This window comes from Agrobacterium sp. MS2 (assembly GCF_003261015.1).
Taxonomy (GTDB): Bacteria; Pseudomonadota; Alphaproteobacteria; order Rhizobiales; family Rhizobiaceae; genus Agrobacterium; species Agrobacterium pusense.
In genome coordinates this window covers 36,523-51,487 of sequence record NZ_QLNF01000086.1, presented here as the reverse complement: position 1 = coordinate 51,487, position 14,965 = coordinate 36,523, and the positions used below count along the sequence as shown (strand labels likewise).

12 protein-coding genes are annotated in these 14,965 nt (G+C 60.6%); 3 read left to right on the top strand and 9 right to left on the bottom strand.

The window, feature by feature from the left end:
* Nucleotides 1-161 precede the first annotated feature (161 nt).
* The 3 genes from DOU54_RS23150 to DOU54_RS23135 all read right to left on the bottom strand — a co-directional run bounded on the left by DOU54_RS23150 (nt 162) and on the right by DOU54_RS23135 (nt 3,658).
* Complete coding sequence (locus tag DOU54_RS23150) at nt 162-1,154, bottom strand: WD40 repeat domain-containing protein (protein ID WP_034496759.1); 993 nt, start codon at nt 1,152-1,154, stop codon at nt 162-164.
* Nucleotides 1,155-1,631: 477 nt separating this feature from the next.
* Nucleotides 1,632-2,744, bottom strand: a complete 1,113-nt coding sequence (locus tag DOU54_RS23140) for a CobW family GTP-binding protein (protein ID WP_035207166.1) — start codon at nt 2,742-2,744, stop codon at nt 1,632-1,634.
* 113 nt (nt 2,745-2,857) lie between these two features.
* Entirely contained in the window at nt 2,858-3,658 is an 801-nt protein-coding gene (locus DOU54_RS23135; protein WP_113731847.1) for a creatininase family protein, read from the bottom strand.
* A 79-nt stretch (nt 3,659-3,737) separates the two neighbouring features.
* Between DOU54_RS23135 and DOU54_RS23130 the strand changes: the two genes are divergently transcribed.
* From DOU54_RS23130 to DOU54_RS23120, 3 genes are all read left to right on the top strand, one after another.
* Nucleotides 3,738-4,247 carry a MarR family winged helix-turn-helix transcriptional regulator gene (locus DOU54_RS23130; protein ID WP_022562734.1) on the top strand — a complete coding sequence of 170 codons (510 nt, stop codon included), beginning with the start codon at nt 3,738-3,740 and terminating at the stop codon, nt 4,245-4,247.
* 134 nt (nt 4,248-4,381) lie between these two features.
* Nucleotides 4,382-5,404, top strand: coding sequence for a LacI family DNA-binding transcriptional regulator (locus DOU54_RS23125; protein WP_003505469.1), 1,023 nt, complete (start codon nt 4,382-4,384; stop codon nt 5,402-5,404).
* Nucleotides 5,405-5,743: 339 nt separating this feature from the next.
* The gene (locus DOU54_RS23120; protein ID WP_022562733.1) at nt 5,744-6,706 is read left to right on the top strand and encodes a 2-hydroxyacid dehydrogenase; all 963 of its coding nucleotides are present in this window, start codon (nt 5,744-5,746) and stop codon (nt 6,704-6,706) included.
* 237 nt (nt 6,707-6,943) lie between these two features.
* On the opposite strand, the gene DOU54_RS23115 is transcribed toward DOU54_RS23120, so the two are convergent.
* The 6 genes from DOU54_RS23115 to DOU54_RS23090 form a co-directional block, all read right to left on the bottom strand.
* Nucleotides 6,944-8,071 carry a Gfo/Idh/MocA family protein gene (locus tag DOU54_RS23115; protein WP_113731846.1) on the bottom strand — a complete coding sequence of 376 codons (1,128 nt, stop codon included), beginning with the start codon at nt 8,069-8,071 and terminating at the stop codon, nt 6,944-6,946.
* A gap of 151 nt (nt 8,072-8,222) precedes the next feature.
* Nucleotides 8,223-9,035, bottom strand: a complete 813-nt coding sequence (gene iolB / locus DOU54_RS23110; RefSeq protein WP_004445159.1) for a 5-deoxy-glucuronate isomerase — start codon at nt 9,033-9,035, stop codon at nt 8,223-8,225.
* A gap of 197 nt (nt 9,036-9,232) precedes the next feature.
* Nucleotides 9,233-10,141 (bottom strand): myo-inosose-2 dehydratase, encoded by a 909-nt coding sequence (iolE, locus tag DOU54_RS23105; RefSeq protein ID WP_113731845.1) that lies wholly within the window; start codon nt 10,139-10,141, stop codon nt 9,233-9,235.
* Nucleotide 10,142: 1 nt separating this feature from the next.
* Nucleotides 10,143-11,969 carry a 3D-(3,5/4)-trihydroxycyclohexane-1,2-dione acylhydrolase (decyclizing) gene (gene iolD, locus DOU54_RS23100; RefSeq protein ID WP_113731844.1) on the bottom strand — a complete coding sequence of 609 codons (1,827 nt, stop codon included), beginning with the start codon at nt 11,967-11,969 and terminating at the stop codon, nt 10,143-10,145.
* Nucleotides 11,966-13,882, bottom strand: a complete 1,917-nt coding sequence (locus DOU54_RS23095) for a bifunctional 5-dehydro-2-deoxygluconokinase/5-dehydro-2-deoxyphosphogluconate aldolase (protein ID WP_113731843.1) — start codon at nt 13,880-13,882, stop codon at nt 11,966-11,968. The genes iolD and DOU54_RS23095 overlap by 4 nt, the downstream gene beginning before the upstream one ends.
* 204 nt (nt 13,883-14,086) lie before the next feature.
* Nucleotides 14,087-14,902 carry a MurR/RpiR family transcriptional regulator gene (locus DOU54_RS23090; protein WP_004445154.1) on the bottom strand — a complete coding sequence of 272 codons (816 nt, stop codon included), beginning with the start codon at nt 14,900-14,902 and terminating at the stop codon, nt 14,087-14,089.
* Nucleotides 14,903-14,965: the final 63 nt, after the last annotated feature.

The window sequence follows — 14,965 nt, the reverse complement described above, 5'->3', positions numbered from 1 at the left end:
CGTTCCTGTGCCTGTCACAGGATTCCGGTCGACGCGCGTCTGCGCGACGGGAGGCTCCTTTCAGCCCAGGGACTTGGGCCGGCTGGATTCCTGTGACAAGCACAGGATGAGGGAGCGAGATTGGCCGTGGGATAAGCGGCCGCCTCGCGGGCGGCCAGCCCTCAAGCCGAAATGTCGATAATCCCGCAATCACCCGCTTCTGAAGCGAAGGCGAGCAGCTTGCCGGTGGCGCTCCAGTCCATGGATGTGATCGCACCCTTGCCGGGACGACGCAGTAGGGCTTCCTTGCCATCTGCGAGGCGCACGCCGAGGATCATGCCGTCGATGAACCCGATGGCGAGCACATCTTCCACGGGGTGGAAGGCGACATTGGTGACCATGATGTTGGCGCGGGTGCCGAGTTCCTCCGGGGCCTTGCCCATTGGACCATCCTTGCCGGAGAAGGGCCAGACGATGGCGGCCGGTGCGCCCGATGAGGCGAGCCATTTGCCCTTTGCCGACCAGGAAACGGATTTGACCTTGGCGGGATAACCCGTCATGCGCATATGGCGGGCCTCCATGCCGCCCTTGGTGGCTTCCATCTTCCAGCCGTGCAGGGCATTTTCCTGCATGGTGGTGACGAGGAACTTGCCGTCGGGCGAGAAGGTGACGCCGGTATGCGCGCCCTTCCATTCGAGATCCACCGGGTCGCCTGCTGTGGCGACCCAATGCAATGTCACGCCGTTATACCGGGCAACGGCAATGCGCAGGCCCTTGGGCGCAAACGCGATCGCCTCCACCGTGCGCTCTTCCTTGAATTCCTTGACCGTACCGTCCGGCAGCCGCACGAAGCTGGATTTGCCGACACCATAAGCAACCGCCTTCTGTGGCCCGCCGGCAACGACGCCCACCCATTTGCGCGGCACGTTGGCAATTTCGCTGAGGCTGCCATCATGGCCGATGCGCAGCACACGCCCGTCTTCGCCGCCGGAAAGCAGCGTGGCGCTGTAGGGGTCGCGAATGCAGGTCAAGAGCCCGTCATGCGCCTCAGTCACCTTCTCGCCGCCATCGAGCCGGTGAATGGTGCCGGCGGCGGTGGCAAACAGGGGAATGTCGCCGAGAAAATGGGTCGAGACCACGTGGCCTTCGATATCAAGCGGGGCAACAGTCGGCATGGGGTATTGGTCTTTCGTATCTGTGTCTGATTGGCGGGGCGTCATTCCCGCCGGCTGGCATGGTTCTAGAGCATTTCCGGCAAAAGCGGAACCGCTTTTACGTTCGGACGATTCGCGAAATCAAGGAGATAGAATTCTTTGCGGTAGGGGAATCATCCCTGCACAGCGGTTGAAAATTATTGAGATTCCGGCGCTCCGGGCTCACCCCCCTCTGTCCTGCCGGACATCTCCCCCTCAAGGGGGGAGATCGACCTGCGGCGAGATCCCGCCCCTCTCAATGTTTGAGAATGAAGTGGCGAGATAGCGTCTTGCCGATCTCCCCCCTTGAGGGGGAGATGTCCGGCAGGACAGAGGGGGCCCGGAGCACCGGAGCGTCAATGATTTCAACTGCCGTGTACGGTATCAAAGAACGCGCGTCGGCGGATGACGAACGCAGCCGTACCCCGGCTCAGGACCGGGGTGACGGAGGGATAAGGATCAAGCCGTGGCGAGGCAGGCGTTAAAACTCTTTTCCAGCTTCTCGCGGTCCAGCTCGCGGCCGATGAAGACGAGGCGGCTTTCGCGTTTTTCATCTTCCTTCCACGGGCGCTGGTGATCGCCCTCGATGATCATGTGCACGCCCTGCACCACGTAACGCTCGGCATCGCCCTTGAAGGCGATGATACCCTTGAGGCGAAGGATGTTCGGGCCGTCGGTCTGGGTGACCTTCTGGATCCACGGGAAGAACCGTTCGGGGTTCATCTCGCCGCCGCGCAGCGAAACTGACTGGACCGTCACGTCATGGATCGGCGAGACCGCGCCATGGTGGTGATGATCGTGGCCATGGTCATGATCGTGGTGATGATGCCCGTGGTCATGGTCATGATGATGATGGTCGTGATCGTGATGATGATGATCGCAATCAGGGCCGCAGACGTGGTCGTCATGGCCGTGCTCTAGGAAATGCGGGTCGTTTTCCAGCGCGCGTTCCAGATTGAAGGCGCCCTGATCGAGAACCCGGGCGAGATCGACGCCGGAACGGGTGGTCTTGTAGATGCGGGCGGAAGGATTAATGGCGCGCACGATATCCTCGATGCGGGCAACTTCCTCCGGCGAAACGAGATCGGTCTTGTTGACGACAACGACATCGGCAAAGGCGATCTGGTCTTCGGCCTCGCGGCTGTCCTTCAGGCGCAGCGGCAGATGCTTGGCGTCAACCAGGGCAACGACAGCATCAAGCTCGGTCTTGGCGCGCACGTCGTCATCCATGAAGAAAGTCTGGGCGACGGGCACCGGATCGGCGAGGCCCGTCGTCTCGACGATGATACCGTCGAAGCGGCCGGGGCGGCGCATCAGGCCTTCCACGACGCGGATCAGGTCGCCGCGCACCGTACAGCACACGCAGCCATTGTTCATTTCGTAGATTTCCTCGTCGGATTCGACGATCAGATCGTTGTCGATGCCAATCTCGCCGAATTCATTGACGATGACAGCGTATTTCTTGCCGTGGTTCTCGGATAGAATGCGGTTGAGAAGCGTCGTCTTGCCGGCGCCGAGATAACCCGTCAGGACGGTGACTGGAATGGGCTTGGCTGTTGCTGTTTCGGTCATGGAAAACCCCGCGTGGAGAGAGGCCCGATGGCCTCAGGAAAATGTGTCGTCGTCCATATAGGCGCGACGCTCCGGCAGTTCAAAGAGATTTTGGCCGAATCCGGCCATCTCACTCAAATTTTGTTATGAAATAACGTTATGTCAAAAGCGTGGACATCTTCAAGCAGTTCGACAAGGCCTTTTACGGCGTGGGAAATCAGCCTTTCGCCCTTTTCCGCTGTCGCGGCGGCGGCGTTTCCGGCAACGCCATCGGGGTTGAGGTCGCTCATCAGCCAGCCGAATGCGTGCGGACCATAGGCGCGCAGGTGTTTGAAGCGGCTGGCGAAATCGCTCTGGCGGGAGGGGAAATTCGCGGCCTTTTCCATTGCCACGCATTCGGGGTGAAGTGCCAGCATGACGGATGTCTCGATATCGCCGCCGTGAATATCGACCGCCTTGTCCTCCGGCTTCACGATATCGGCCGGTACGCCAAAACGGGTCCAGCTTGTGGCGACCGCCAGCATGCCGAAACGGGCGCGGGCCTCGGTGGCTACGATGGTCATCAGCGGTGAATTGCCGCCATGGGCGTTCAGCATCACGAATTTGCGCACACCTCTTTTATGTTCCAACTCGGCGATGCCGAGCCAGCGCTCGATGGCCTCATCGTATCGCAGCGTCTTCGTGCCCGGCACATTCATGTGTTCGATGGAATATCCGACCGGCTCCGCTGGCAGGAAGGAGACGGGCAGATGACTGGGCAAGGCGGCGGCAAGGCGGGCGACGATGCCTTCAGCAATCAGAGTATCGGTCTCGAAGGGCAGGTGGGGGCCATGCTGTTCATGCGCGCCGAGCGGCAGCACGGAAATTGCGCCTGTTGCGTGAAGATGAGGGTCTGTTACGTTTTCGTCGTGATAATGCGTGTATGAGTTTGGCATCTGGCAGTCCGCGCGAGCATTCGGTAAGGATTTCCAGCAACATATATCGGTTCCGCCACAGGGTAAAAGGCACTCGCGTATGAGCAAGGACAAATCCGGGAACAAGGACAAAAGCGCCAAGAAGGATAAGGGCGGCAAGAAGGTCAAGGACGCCAAAAAGAGGGATGAAAACTTCAACCCGGAGGAGTTGGCGCAATCGATAACCCAGGCCGCCCGCTCCATGCGTACCGCGCTCAGCCACAGCCTCGCCGAAAGCGGGCTTTATGCCGGACAGGACGGCGTCATCCTGGCGCTGGCGCAGGAAGGCAGCCTGACGCCGGGGCAAATCGCCCAGAAGCTGGGTGTCAAGGCGCCAACCATGACGCGCACCATTGGCCGCATGGAAGCCCAGGGTTTCGTGGAACGCAGCGGTGACGACGGGGACGGTCGTGTGACGCTGGTGAAGCTGACCGAAGCGGGCCTGAAAAGCGTCGAGCACATCAACGTTTCCATCGCCAATTGTGGCGCGAGAGCTATCGAAGGCCTTTCGGCCAAGGATGTTCGCAACATTGTTAAACTCTTGAAAGCCATAGACGCCAATCTTCAATAATTTTTGCTGAAATTTTTAAAAGAACCATCTGTTTTGCGGTTATTCCTTAAACGGGTTGCGGATTTTGTTTAAATTGTTTAATTGCGATTTAAACGGAGCCATCCGTCACTGACACGCGTTTGGGGAGGAATGCCGTGGCCCAAAAGGTCAAACTGTCTACCATCGCCGAAAGTCTCGGCCTTTCAACCGCCACCATTTCCCTTGCATTGCGCGACAGTCCGCTGGTCGCCGCAGATACGCGGGACAAGATCAAGGAACAGGCGCGGGCGCTGGGCTACATTTACAACCGCCGCGCCGCCAGCCTGCGCACCTCGCGCTCCGGCATTGTTGGTGTCGTGTTCCATGACGTGATGAACCCCTTCTATGGCGAAATCCTGAAAGCCATTGAAAGCGAGCTGGACCGCAGCCGCCAGACCTTCATCCTGTCCAACCATTATGATTCGGTTGAAAAGCAGCGCACCTTCATCGAGACGCTGCTGCAGCTCGGCTCCGACGGCATCATCATGTCGCCGGCCATCGGCACGCCGATCGAGGACATGACGCTCGCCGAAGAAAACGGCATGCCTGCCATTCTGGTGGCCCGTTCCATGGATGGCGTTGATATGCCGACCTATCGCGGCGACGACAGCTACGGCATTTCGCTCGCCACCAACCATCTGATCAGCCTCGGCCACCGCACCATCGCCATGGTCGGCGGCACGGACCAGACTTCCACGGGCCGTGACCGTTACCAGGGTTACGTCAATGCGCTGCGCAAGGCCGGCATCGAGGTCGACCCGAACCTGCGCATTCCCGGCCCGCGCTCCAAGCAGGGCGGTTTCGAGGCGGCGGTGCATTTCCTGTCGCTGCCGCAGAAGCCGACCGCCGCCGTGTGCTGGAACGATCTCGTCGCCATCGGTCTCATGAACGGTATTTCCCGCGCCGGTCTGGTGCCGGGTGTCGATATCTCCGTGACCGGCTACGACGACCTGGAGGAAGCTGCCATCGCCACCCCGGCGCTGACCACGGTTTCCAACGGCCAGGCCGAGGTCGGGCGCCTGGCGGCCCGCGCACTGCTGGACAGGCTGGCGGGCAGCCATGAACCTGACGGCATTCACCTCATCAAGCCGGAAATGCGTATCCGGCAATCGACCGGGCCGGTGCGGCCGCGGGTGTGAGGCTTCAGACGATGGGAAATGGTGCGCGTTCTGTGCATTGCAGCTTTCCGTCATTCCGGCCTTGAGCCGGAATCCAGCCACCGCGTGTCTACGCGGTGAAAAGCCTCTCTCAGCCCAAGGACTTGGGCTGGCTGGATGCCGGATCAAGTCCGGCATGACGGTGAGGGGCGCTTAAAAAAATCGGCATGAAACTTCCGTCTGCCCCCATAGCATCCCCTTATTGCCCTTTTCACGGCCGTCTTTGTTTGAAAAGATCGCGGTCCGATGGAGCAGGATGGCGGGTAGTTTGCCCGCAACCCTCTCCTGCTATTGGAATGTTATCAGGAGGAATATCCGCTTATGTCTGACAAAAAGGCCGTCGTTCTCGTTCCCGGCAAGATCAATCCGCGCGTTCTCGAACGCCTCGAAGGCAAGGTCGAGATTGTCACGGCACCCGCCGGCGCAGAGCCGGTTCTGCCTGACGGCGCGGCGGAGCGCATCAATGCCATTGCCGTTTCGGGCGCCGTCAACGCCAAATGGATCGACGCGCTGCCGAAGCTCGAGATCATCGCCAATTTCGGCGTGGGTTACGATGGCGTTGATGCCAAACACGCCGCCACGCGTGGCATCGTGGTGACGAACACGCCTGATGTGCTCAATGACGAAGTGGCCGATACAACGATTGCTCTGTTGATCAATACCGTGCGACGTCTCTATCAGGCCGAAACCTGGCTACGGGCTGGCAAGTGGGTCGGCGAAGGACCGTTCGCGCTGTCGCCGTTTTCGCTGCGCGGCCGCAAGGTTGGCCTGTTCGGAATGGGCCGCATCGGCCAGGAAATCGCCAAGCGGCTGGAGCCTTTCAAGGTGGAGATCGGCTATCACACCCGCAGCAAGCGCGACGAACTCTCCTACACCTATTACGCTTCGCTGAAGGAGATGGCTGAGGCCGTCGATACGCTGATCTGCATCGTGCCGGGCACGCCGGAGACGCACAAGGCGATCAATGCCGACATCCTGACCGCGCTCGGGCCTGAGGGCGTTTTCATCAATGTCGGTCGTGGCTCCAGCGTCGATGAGGACGCGCTTCTTGAGGCGCTCAAAAGCGGTGCGCTGGGTGCTGCCGGTCTCGACGTGTTTTATGCCGAGCCGAAGGTGCCGGAGGCCTTCCTGTCGCTACCAAACGTTTCCCTGTTGCCGCATGTCGCTTCTGCGTCCATCCCGACGCGCAATGCGATGGCCGATCTGGTAGCCGACAATATTCTCGGCTGGTTCCGGGACGGCAAGGTGCTGACGCCGGTGCCGGAGACGCCGGTCAAGGGGTAAGGCCTGTTGGCAAGCCTTGACCAATATCCTCTGGTAAGGCGAATGGCTTTGCCCGCTCGCAAATCCCGCGCACCGTCACCCCGGACTTGATCCGGGGTCTAGCGCGATAAAGTCTTTGATCGCAAAAGACTTGTTTCTCACGGCGCAGACGCGCCGTGGCTGGATGCCGGATCTAGTCCGGCATGACGGAAGAGAAGTTTGTGACGACGGCGGTCGGCCTCGTGCGTGCACGCCGTCCTACTCCGTAGTTTCCTCCGCCGTCACCCATCGCCCTTCGGCAAAAGACCGTGCCATGGCGTGAATGCTGCGCTCGATCTTCAACCCTTCCTCGAAGTCGATGATATGCGCCTTTTTCCCTTCGATCGCCGCGATCAGCTCCCGGCATTCGATCACCTTCAGGTCATTGAAGCCGAGACCGTGGCCGGGGGCGGGGATGAAGCGGTCGTAGGGCTTGTGGTGCGGGGCGGTGAGGATGGTTCGGAAACCCTGCTCTTCCGGGCGTCCATCCGTGGTGTAAAGCTGGAACTCGTTCATCCGTTCCTGATCGAACAGGATCGAGCCGGTAGAGCCATAAATCTGGATGGCGATGCGCCCCTTGCGGCCCCAGGCGGAACGGTTGGCGATGAGCACGGCGGAAATGCCGCTTTCAAGTTTCAGGAGAACGCTAGCGAGATCATGTGTCTCAACCGCGCGTTCGCCGCCGCCGGCAAGCGGACGGGTCTCGTAAGGTTTGACCATGTCGGTAATGGCGCTTTGTGCGTGGCCGAACAGGGCGTAAAGCAGCGATAGCGGGTGCACGGCGAAATCATCCAGCGCGCCGTAACCGGAAGACGCCTCACTCTTCCAGTAGAAGGGCTGGGTGGCATCGGCCATGAAGTCCTCGTCCATTTCGGCACGCACATGGTAGACCCTGCCGATCGCACCTTCGTCGATCAGGCGGCGGATGTGGCGGATGACGGGGTTCTGGATGTAGTTGTAACCCATCGCCGCCGCCTTGCCGGACCGGCGGGCCGCATCACGCATCTTCACCGCGTCAGCAAAGGCGGGCGCCATCGGCTTTTCACACCAGACATGCTTGCCGGCCTCAAGCGCGGCAATCGCCATTTCCGGGTGGAAGGCGTTGGGCGTGGTGACGGAGATGACATCTATCTCGGGATCGGAAAGCAGGTCGCGCCAGTTGCCTGTCGAGCGGGCAAAACCGAACTCTGCGGCTTTCTTCGCGGCAAGCTCGGGGTTGACTTCCGCCAGCGTCACGAGGCGGGGGCGTTCCACATCGCCGAAGACGCTCGTGACGTTGTTCCACGCCAGCGCGTGGCATTTGCCCATGTAACCGGTGCCGATAAGGCCCACGCCAAGAGCGGTCATGGTGTTCTCCTCCCGAAATTATTTGAATTAATACAATTCGTTAATTGCGTTTGTTGTGTGCCAAGACAGTCTCAAGACGTGTCTTCGCGCACTCCCTCATCCCTGTGACAGGCACAGGGATGGGGAGGCGGCGATGTTTGTCTGAAATGCCTTACGGATTATCGCGCTTGAAAATCCAGTCATGATCCGGGTGGTTCTTGAAGCGCCATTTGCGCATCGGCCCCGCCATCACGTTCAGATAATACATCTCGTAACCATAGGGCGCGCCGCAGGGGTGGTGGCCCTTTGGCACCAGCACGACATCCCCGTCCGATACCGCCATGGTCTCATCAAGCGAACCGTCTTCGGTGAAGACGCGCTGGAAACCGAAACCCTGCGCCGGGTTGAGGCGATGATAATAGGTCTCTTCGAGATAGGTCATGTCGGGGTAGTTATCCTCGTCATGCCGGTGCGGCGGATAGGAAGACCAGTTGCCCGAGGGTGTGAAGACTTCCGTTACCAGCAGGCTGTCGGCGACGTCGCGTTCTTCCATGGCGATGGGGAAGATGTATCGCGTGTTGGCGCCCTTGCCGCGTTCCGTCAGCTGCACGCCGTCAGGCCCGATCTGCTGCGCCTCGCGGCTGCCTTTTTCGCCGGGAGCAGTGCAGACGCCGACGGTGCAATCCGTTGTGGCCGTCAGCGACCATTCGGAACCGGCCGGAACATAAACGCAATGCGGCGGCTTGCGCTCGAACACATTCATGCGGTCCCCGAGTTCACCGAAATCCTTGCCGCCAGCGGAAATCGTTGCCTTGCCTTCGACAAGGACGAGGATGACTTCCGTGTCGCCGGTGCTTTCGGCTGCCGTCTCGCCCGGCTTCAGTCGGTAAAGACCGAAACCGACATAACCCCAATCCGCGCTTTGGGGCGTGATATCGTGCACCTTGCCGCTTGTCGCGACCGGCTTGCGCAGAAGTGAGGTCATGGTGTCGTTCCTTTTTCGTGTGTAGCACAAACATGTCGTTCGGTAGTTTCGCGCCCTACCGTCATTCCGGCCTTGAGCCGGAATCCAGCTGACGCGCGTCTGCGCGGCGCGAAGACTTTTTCAGCCCAATGACTTGGGCTGGCTGGATACCGGCTCGAGGCCGGTATGACGGGTGGGATAGGTCTCCTTGGCTCAGCTCAAGCAGCCTCAGCCTTATCCAGCCCCACTTCCCGCGCAAACGCCTTCAGCGATTTCAGCCCAAGGCTCTGATATTCGAACGGGTTGCGAACGTCAGGGTCCTGCTCGGCCTCAATCACCAGCCAGCCGCTGTAACCATGCTCGGCCGCCACCTTCAGCACCGGCGGAAAATTCACGCCGCCTTCGCTATCACCGGGTACGGTGAATACGCCGCGGCGAACGCCTTCGAGGAAGGAAAGCCGTTCATTGCGGACCTGATCGGCAATGACCGGGCGCACGTTCTTGGCATGGATATGGCCAACGCGGCCCATATATTTCTGCGCGACGCGAACAGGGTCGCCGCCGCCGAACAGGCAATGGCCGGTATCGAGCAGCAGATGGGTCTTCGGGCCGGTGTGCTTCATCAGAAGGTCGATCTCGTCTTCGCTCTCGACTACCGTGCCCATGTGGTGGTGATAAACGAGGGTGACGCCCTGTTCTGCGGCAAAAGCCGCAAGCGCTTCCACGCCCGCGCCGAATTTAGCCCAGTCCTCGGCCGCAAGGCGCGGACGGTCTACCAGCGCCGTGTCGTCTGCGCCGTGGATGGCGTTGGAGGTCTCGCAGACGATGATGACCTTCGAGCCCATGGCCTTCAGGAGGTCAAGCGCCGGCTGCATCGCCTTCTTTTCAGATTCGATGCTGTCCGTCAGAAGGTTCAGCGAATGCCAGCCTGAGACAAAGGAGAGGCCGCGCGGCGAAAGCACGCCCTTCAGGCCTTCCGGGTCGGTCGGGAATTTGTGACCCTTTTCGATGCCGTCGAAACCGATCTTGGCGGTTTCATCAAGGCATTGTTCCAGGCTGATATGGGCGCCCAGCGTGCGGTCGTCGTCGTTGGACCAGGCGATGGGGTTGGTGCCGTAACGGATCATCTTACTGTCTTTCCTTGACATGGTTTTCATAACGGGCGCGCGCAGGGCCGATTTCGGCGCGGTCTGAGACTTCAGGCACCGCGACATCCCACCAGTGGCCACCGGCTCGAGGGGTCGGGTAGGGGTCGGTATCGATGACGATGACGGTCGTGCGGGTGGAGGCGCGGGCGGCGGCGAGGGCCTCTTCCAGTTCGGTTATGGTCGAAACCTTGCGTGCATCCGCGCCCATCGAGCCGGCATGGGCGACGAAGTCGATGGCGATGGGATTGACGTTGGTATGGGCGTAGAGGTTGTTGAACTCCGCGCCGCCGGTTTCCATCTGCAGACGGTTGATGCAGCCGTAACCCCTGTTGTCGGTAATGACGAGCGTGATCTTCACGCCCATGGCGACCGATGTGGCAAGCTCGGAATTCATCATCATGTAAGAGCCATCGCCGACCATGACGATCACGTCCCGGTCCGGTTCCGCCATCTTGATGCCGAGACCGCCGGCGACCTCGTAACCCATGCAGGAGAAGCCGTATTCCATGTGATAGGAAAGCGGCAGCTTGGATTTCCAGAGCTGGTGCAACTCGCCCGGCATGGTGCCGGCCGCGCACATGACGACGGTATTGTCGCGCGACTGGCGCTGGACAGCACCGATGACCTGCATGTCGGTCGGCAGGCTGTTTGCGTGCTCTTCGCCCGGCGCCGCCGTATCGGCATCGGCCTTTTCGAACCATGCTGCCTTCAGGCCGGCATCCGGCGCTGCAAAACGGTGAGCGCCGAGGGCTGCGGAGAGTTTTTCAAGCCCGATTTTGGCATCCGCCGTCAGGCTGATCGCATCATGCTTGGCGCTGTCATAGGGCTGGACGTTGAGCGCCAGGATCTTGCGGTTCGGGTTCTTGAACAGCGCCCAGGAGCCGGTGGTGAAATCCTGAAAGCGGGTGCCGACACCGAAGACCAGATCAGCCTTTTCGCTGATGATGTTGGCGCTTTCGGCACCGGTAACGCCAACGGGGCCGAAATTGAGATCGTGATCCCAAGCCAATGCTGATTTACCGGCCTGCGTTTCGACGACGGGGATGGAGTGGGTTTCGGCAAAGCGCTTCAGCGTCTCCGTTGCGCCGGCGAAATGAACGCCGCCGCCAGCAACGATGATGGGGTTCTTCGCGGCCTTCAGCGCCGCGACGGCCTCTTCGAATTCCACCACGTCGGGCTCGGGGCGGCGCTGGCGCCAGACCCGCTTTTCGAAGAAGCTTTCGGGATAATCATAGGCTTCCGCCTGTACATCCTGGCAGAAGGCGAGCGTGACGGGGCCGCAATCGGCAGGGTCCGTCATGGTGCGCATGGCGCGGGGGAGGGCGGTGAGCAACTGTTCCGGGCGCATGATGCGGTCGAAATAGCGGCTGACAGGACGGAAGCAGTCATTCACCGTCATGGTGCCATCGCCGAAATCTTCGAGCTGTTGCAGCACGGGGTCCGGGCCACGATTGGCGAAGACATCGCCGGGGATGAGCAGGACGGGCAGGCGGTTGACATGCGCCAGCGCTGCCGCCGTCACCATATTGGCGGCACCCGGGCCGATGGACGAGGTGACCGCCATGGCGCGGCGGCGGCGCAGCTGCTTGGAATAGGCGATGGCCGCGTGGGCCATGGACTGCTCGTTCTGGCCGCGATAGGTCGGCAGCTCGTCCCTGATGCCGTAAAGCGCTTCGCCGATCCCGGCGACATTGCCATGGCCGAAAATCGCCCACATGCCGGCGATATAGGTTTCGCCATGTTCATTCATCTGCGCTGCCAGGTAACGAACCATGGCCTGCGCAGCCGTCAATCTTACTGTCTTCACGCTGCCTCTCCCTTTTTGGCGCGCGCCTCATCCCAAATACGGCACAGGCTGGTATAGCGCTGCGCCATATCCTTGACCGCTTCCTCGTCGGTCATCTTGCCGGAAAGCCAGCCGCGGGCGGCGTCGGCAAAAATCGTGCGGCCAACGGCGAAACCCTTGACCAGATCGAAACCAGCCGCAAGGCGGAAGCTTTCTTCCAGCTCACTCTGCGGTGCGTCGAGACCGAGAACGACGATGCCCCTCACGTAAGGGTCGTTGCGGTTAACGGCGTCGCAGGCATTCTTCCATGCCGCGGTGGTTTTCATCGGCTCCAGCTTCCACCAGTCCGGGTAAACGCCGATCTCGTAGAAACGCTCGATGATGCGGGCGGCGGTAAGATCGTCGGTCGGGCCGACCTTGGAGGGGATGATCTCCAGCAGCATTTCCAAGCGGTTGCGCCGTGCGGCCTCGAACAGCCGTATCACGGTCTCTTCCTGTGCAGCGCGCATCTCATCCGTGTCATCGGGGTGATAGAAACAAAGTACCTTGACGACATTTTCGAGCGGCCATTCGGCGAGCCCGCCAAAGTCCTTGCCGAGATCGGGTTCCAGTGTCAGCGGACGGGAACCCGGCCATTCCACCGGACGGCCGATCCAGAGGCCGGAGCCGCTGGCGGCAAACAGCGCGTCACGTCCAAGGCGTCCGTCGCAGAGAATGCCATAGCCCGGCTCACCACCGGAAACTTTTTGCGCGGCCTGGAGGCAAAGCTTCTTGAAGGCGCCGATCTGCTCATGCTTGACGCCAAGCTCGTCGGCGATCGCTTCCAGCTGCATGCGATGGTCGAAAGCGAAGACGCGCATGGTCTCCCAGTCGCCCTTGCGGTTGGTGGACCAGTGCACCTGCTCCAGCGCCTCGTCCTTGCGTAGCGCCCTATTGCGAATGCCGGCCTTGAAGAAATATTGCAGTTCTTCCCAGCTTGGATAAGCGGGCGTGCAGCCATGGCGGGAGACGGCGAAGGCGCCGCAGGCATTGGCGTATTTCAGCGTCGTCGGCCAGTCTTCGCCGCGCAGCCAGCCGCGGAACAGTCCGGCCATGAAGCCGTCACCAGCGCCCAGAACATTGAAGACCTCGATCGGGAAACCTTCGCCCGTCTGCCCGTCATCGAGGCTTGCGGGAATATCGCCGGTGAAGACCGAAGCACCCATCGGGCCGCGCTTGCACACCAGCGTGGCATTCGAAACCTTGCGCACGGCATTCAGTGCGGCCAGCGTATCTGTCGAGCCGCCGGCAATGTGGAATTCTTCTTCCGTGCCGACGATCAGATCGAAGAGATGCAGGGTGGATTGCAGCTTGGCGGTCACCTTCTGCGATTCCACGAAACGGCTCTCGCCATCGCCATGGCCGGCCACACCCCAGAGATTGGGGCGGTAATCGATATCGAGCGCGGTTTTTGCACCATTTTCGCGGGCAAGTTTCAGGGCCTTCAGCACGGCCGCTTCCGTCTTCGGATGCGACAGATGCGTGCCGGTGGCGCAGACGCAGGCCGCCTCGGCAATGAAGGCGGGATCGATATCGTCTTCGCTCAGCGCCATGTCGGCACAGTTTTCGCGGTAGAAAATCAGCGGAAACTGGTTCTGATCACGAATGCCGAGCAGCACCAGCGCGGTCAGGCGCTCCGGGTCGGTTTTCACGCCACGCACGTCAACGCCTTCGCGCACCAGCTGTTCGCGGATGAAGCGGCCCATGTGCTCGACGCCGACACGGGTGATGACGGCGCTGTTAAGGCCAAGCCGCGCAGCACCGGCTGCAATGTTCGTGGGAGAGCCGCCAATATATTTGGCAAAGGAGGCCATGTCCTCCAGACGGCCACCGACCTGCGACCCATAAAGGTCAACAGACGAGCGCCCGATCGTGATGAGATCAAGTTTTTTCAAAAGGTTCCTCCTTAGCACCGCACGCTGGCGCGGTCTGCCTCATGTGTGTCGAGCGGATCAGGCAACCATGCCGCCAGCTATCGCCATCCCCGCTCCGGTGAGCCTCCTCCGCTCACTTGTCCGTCACGAGAAGGACCGTCGTGGAATGTCCGTTTCATGAATTTGGATCATAAATTCTATTTTTTCCGTTTTCAATAAAAATATTCAGGCCGTCTTGCGTGTTCCCACAGCCACGGCCAGCGTGATGGCGAGACAGAGCGTGGCCGAAAGGGAGCGGAAAGCGCCGAAATCGATCTCTGTAACCGTCAGCAGCGTTGCGCCGGATTTCCTTAGCGGATTGACGGCGGAATCGGACATGGCGACAACCGGAACGCCCTTGGCGCGGGCCGTTTCCGCCAGTTCCAGCGTCTCGGTAGAGTAGGGGGAAAAGGTGATTGCGATCAGCGCGTCGTCGCGGGAAATCGCACTGATATTGCCGAGCCCGCCCACGGCGCTATGCAGAACCGCCGGCACCTTCATCTTCTCGAAGGCATAGGCCAGATAGCTGGCAATGGGGAAGGACCGCCGCAGGCCGACGATATGCACGGTGCGCGCCTTGGCCAGCACGGAAACCGCCTCATCGAGCTGTCGGGTGTCGACCGATTTCAGCAGCATTTCAAGCGACGAGCGGCCGGCTTCCACGAATTCGGCAAGCAGGCCGGACGCGCTTTCATCGCCCTTTTCGCGCAGATGATCGAGCCGCGTGGCATAATCCGGCCAGCCGCCGACATAGGAATCACGGAACAGGCGCTGCATTTCCGAAAATCCGGAAAAACCCATGATCTGGCAGAAACGCATGAAGGCCGAGGGTTGCACGCCGGCGCCTTCAGCCATTTCGGCGACGGTGGAAACGGCGATTCGATCCTGATTGGAGGCGACATAATCGGCACATTGCCGCAATCGTTTCGGCAAACCCTCCGCCACCTGGAGCAGGCGCTCCTCAAAAGCCTTTACGGAGTCTGGCGCCTCGATTGCCGTCATTGTCGTTCCCTGGTGCAGATTGAAATCGTGTGCACTTTAACTGCAATGGAATTTTTATTCCAT

Bases quoted from the DNA above. Each gene is read 5' to 3' on its own strand.
- DOU54_RS23150 (WP_034496759.1), bottom strand. From the start codon at position 1,154: ATGCCGACTGTTGCCCCGCTTGATATCGAAGGCCACGTGGTCTCGACC.
- iolB (WP_004445159.1), bottom strand. From the start codon at position 9,035: ATGACCTCACTTCTGCGCAAGCCGGTCGCGACAAGCGGCAAGGTGCAC.
- DOU54_RS23140 (WP_035207166.1), bottom strand. From the start codon at position 2,744: ATGACCGAAACAGCAACAGCCAAGCCCATTCCAGTCACCGTCCTGACG.
- iolE (WP_113731845.1), bottom strand. From the start codon at position 10,141: ATGATCCGTTACGGCACCAACCCCATCGCCTGGTCCAACGACGACGAC.
- DOU54_RS23115 (WP_113731846.1), bottom strand. From the start codon at position 8,071: ATGACCGCTCTTGGCGTGGGCCTTATCGGCACCGGTTACATGGGCAAA.
- DOU54_RS23090 (WP_004445154.1), bottom strand. From the start codon at position 14,902: ATGACGGCAATCGAGGCGCCAGACTCCGTAAAGGCTTTTGAGGAGCGC.
- DOU54_RS23135 (WP_113731847.1), bottom strand. From the start codon at position 3,658: ATGCCAAACTCATACACGCATTATCACGACGAAAACGTAACAGACCCT.
- DOU54_RS23130 (WP_022562734.1), top strand. From the start codon at position 3,738: ATGAGCAAGGACAAATCCGGGAACAAGGACAAAAGCGCCAAGAAGGAT.
- DOU54_RS23120 (WP_022562733.1), top strand. From the start codon at position 5,744: ATGTCTGACAAAAAGGCCGTCGTTCTCGTTCCCGGCAAGATCAATCCG.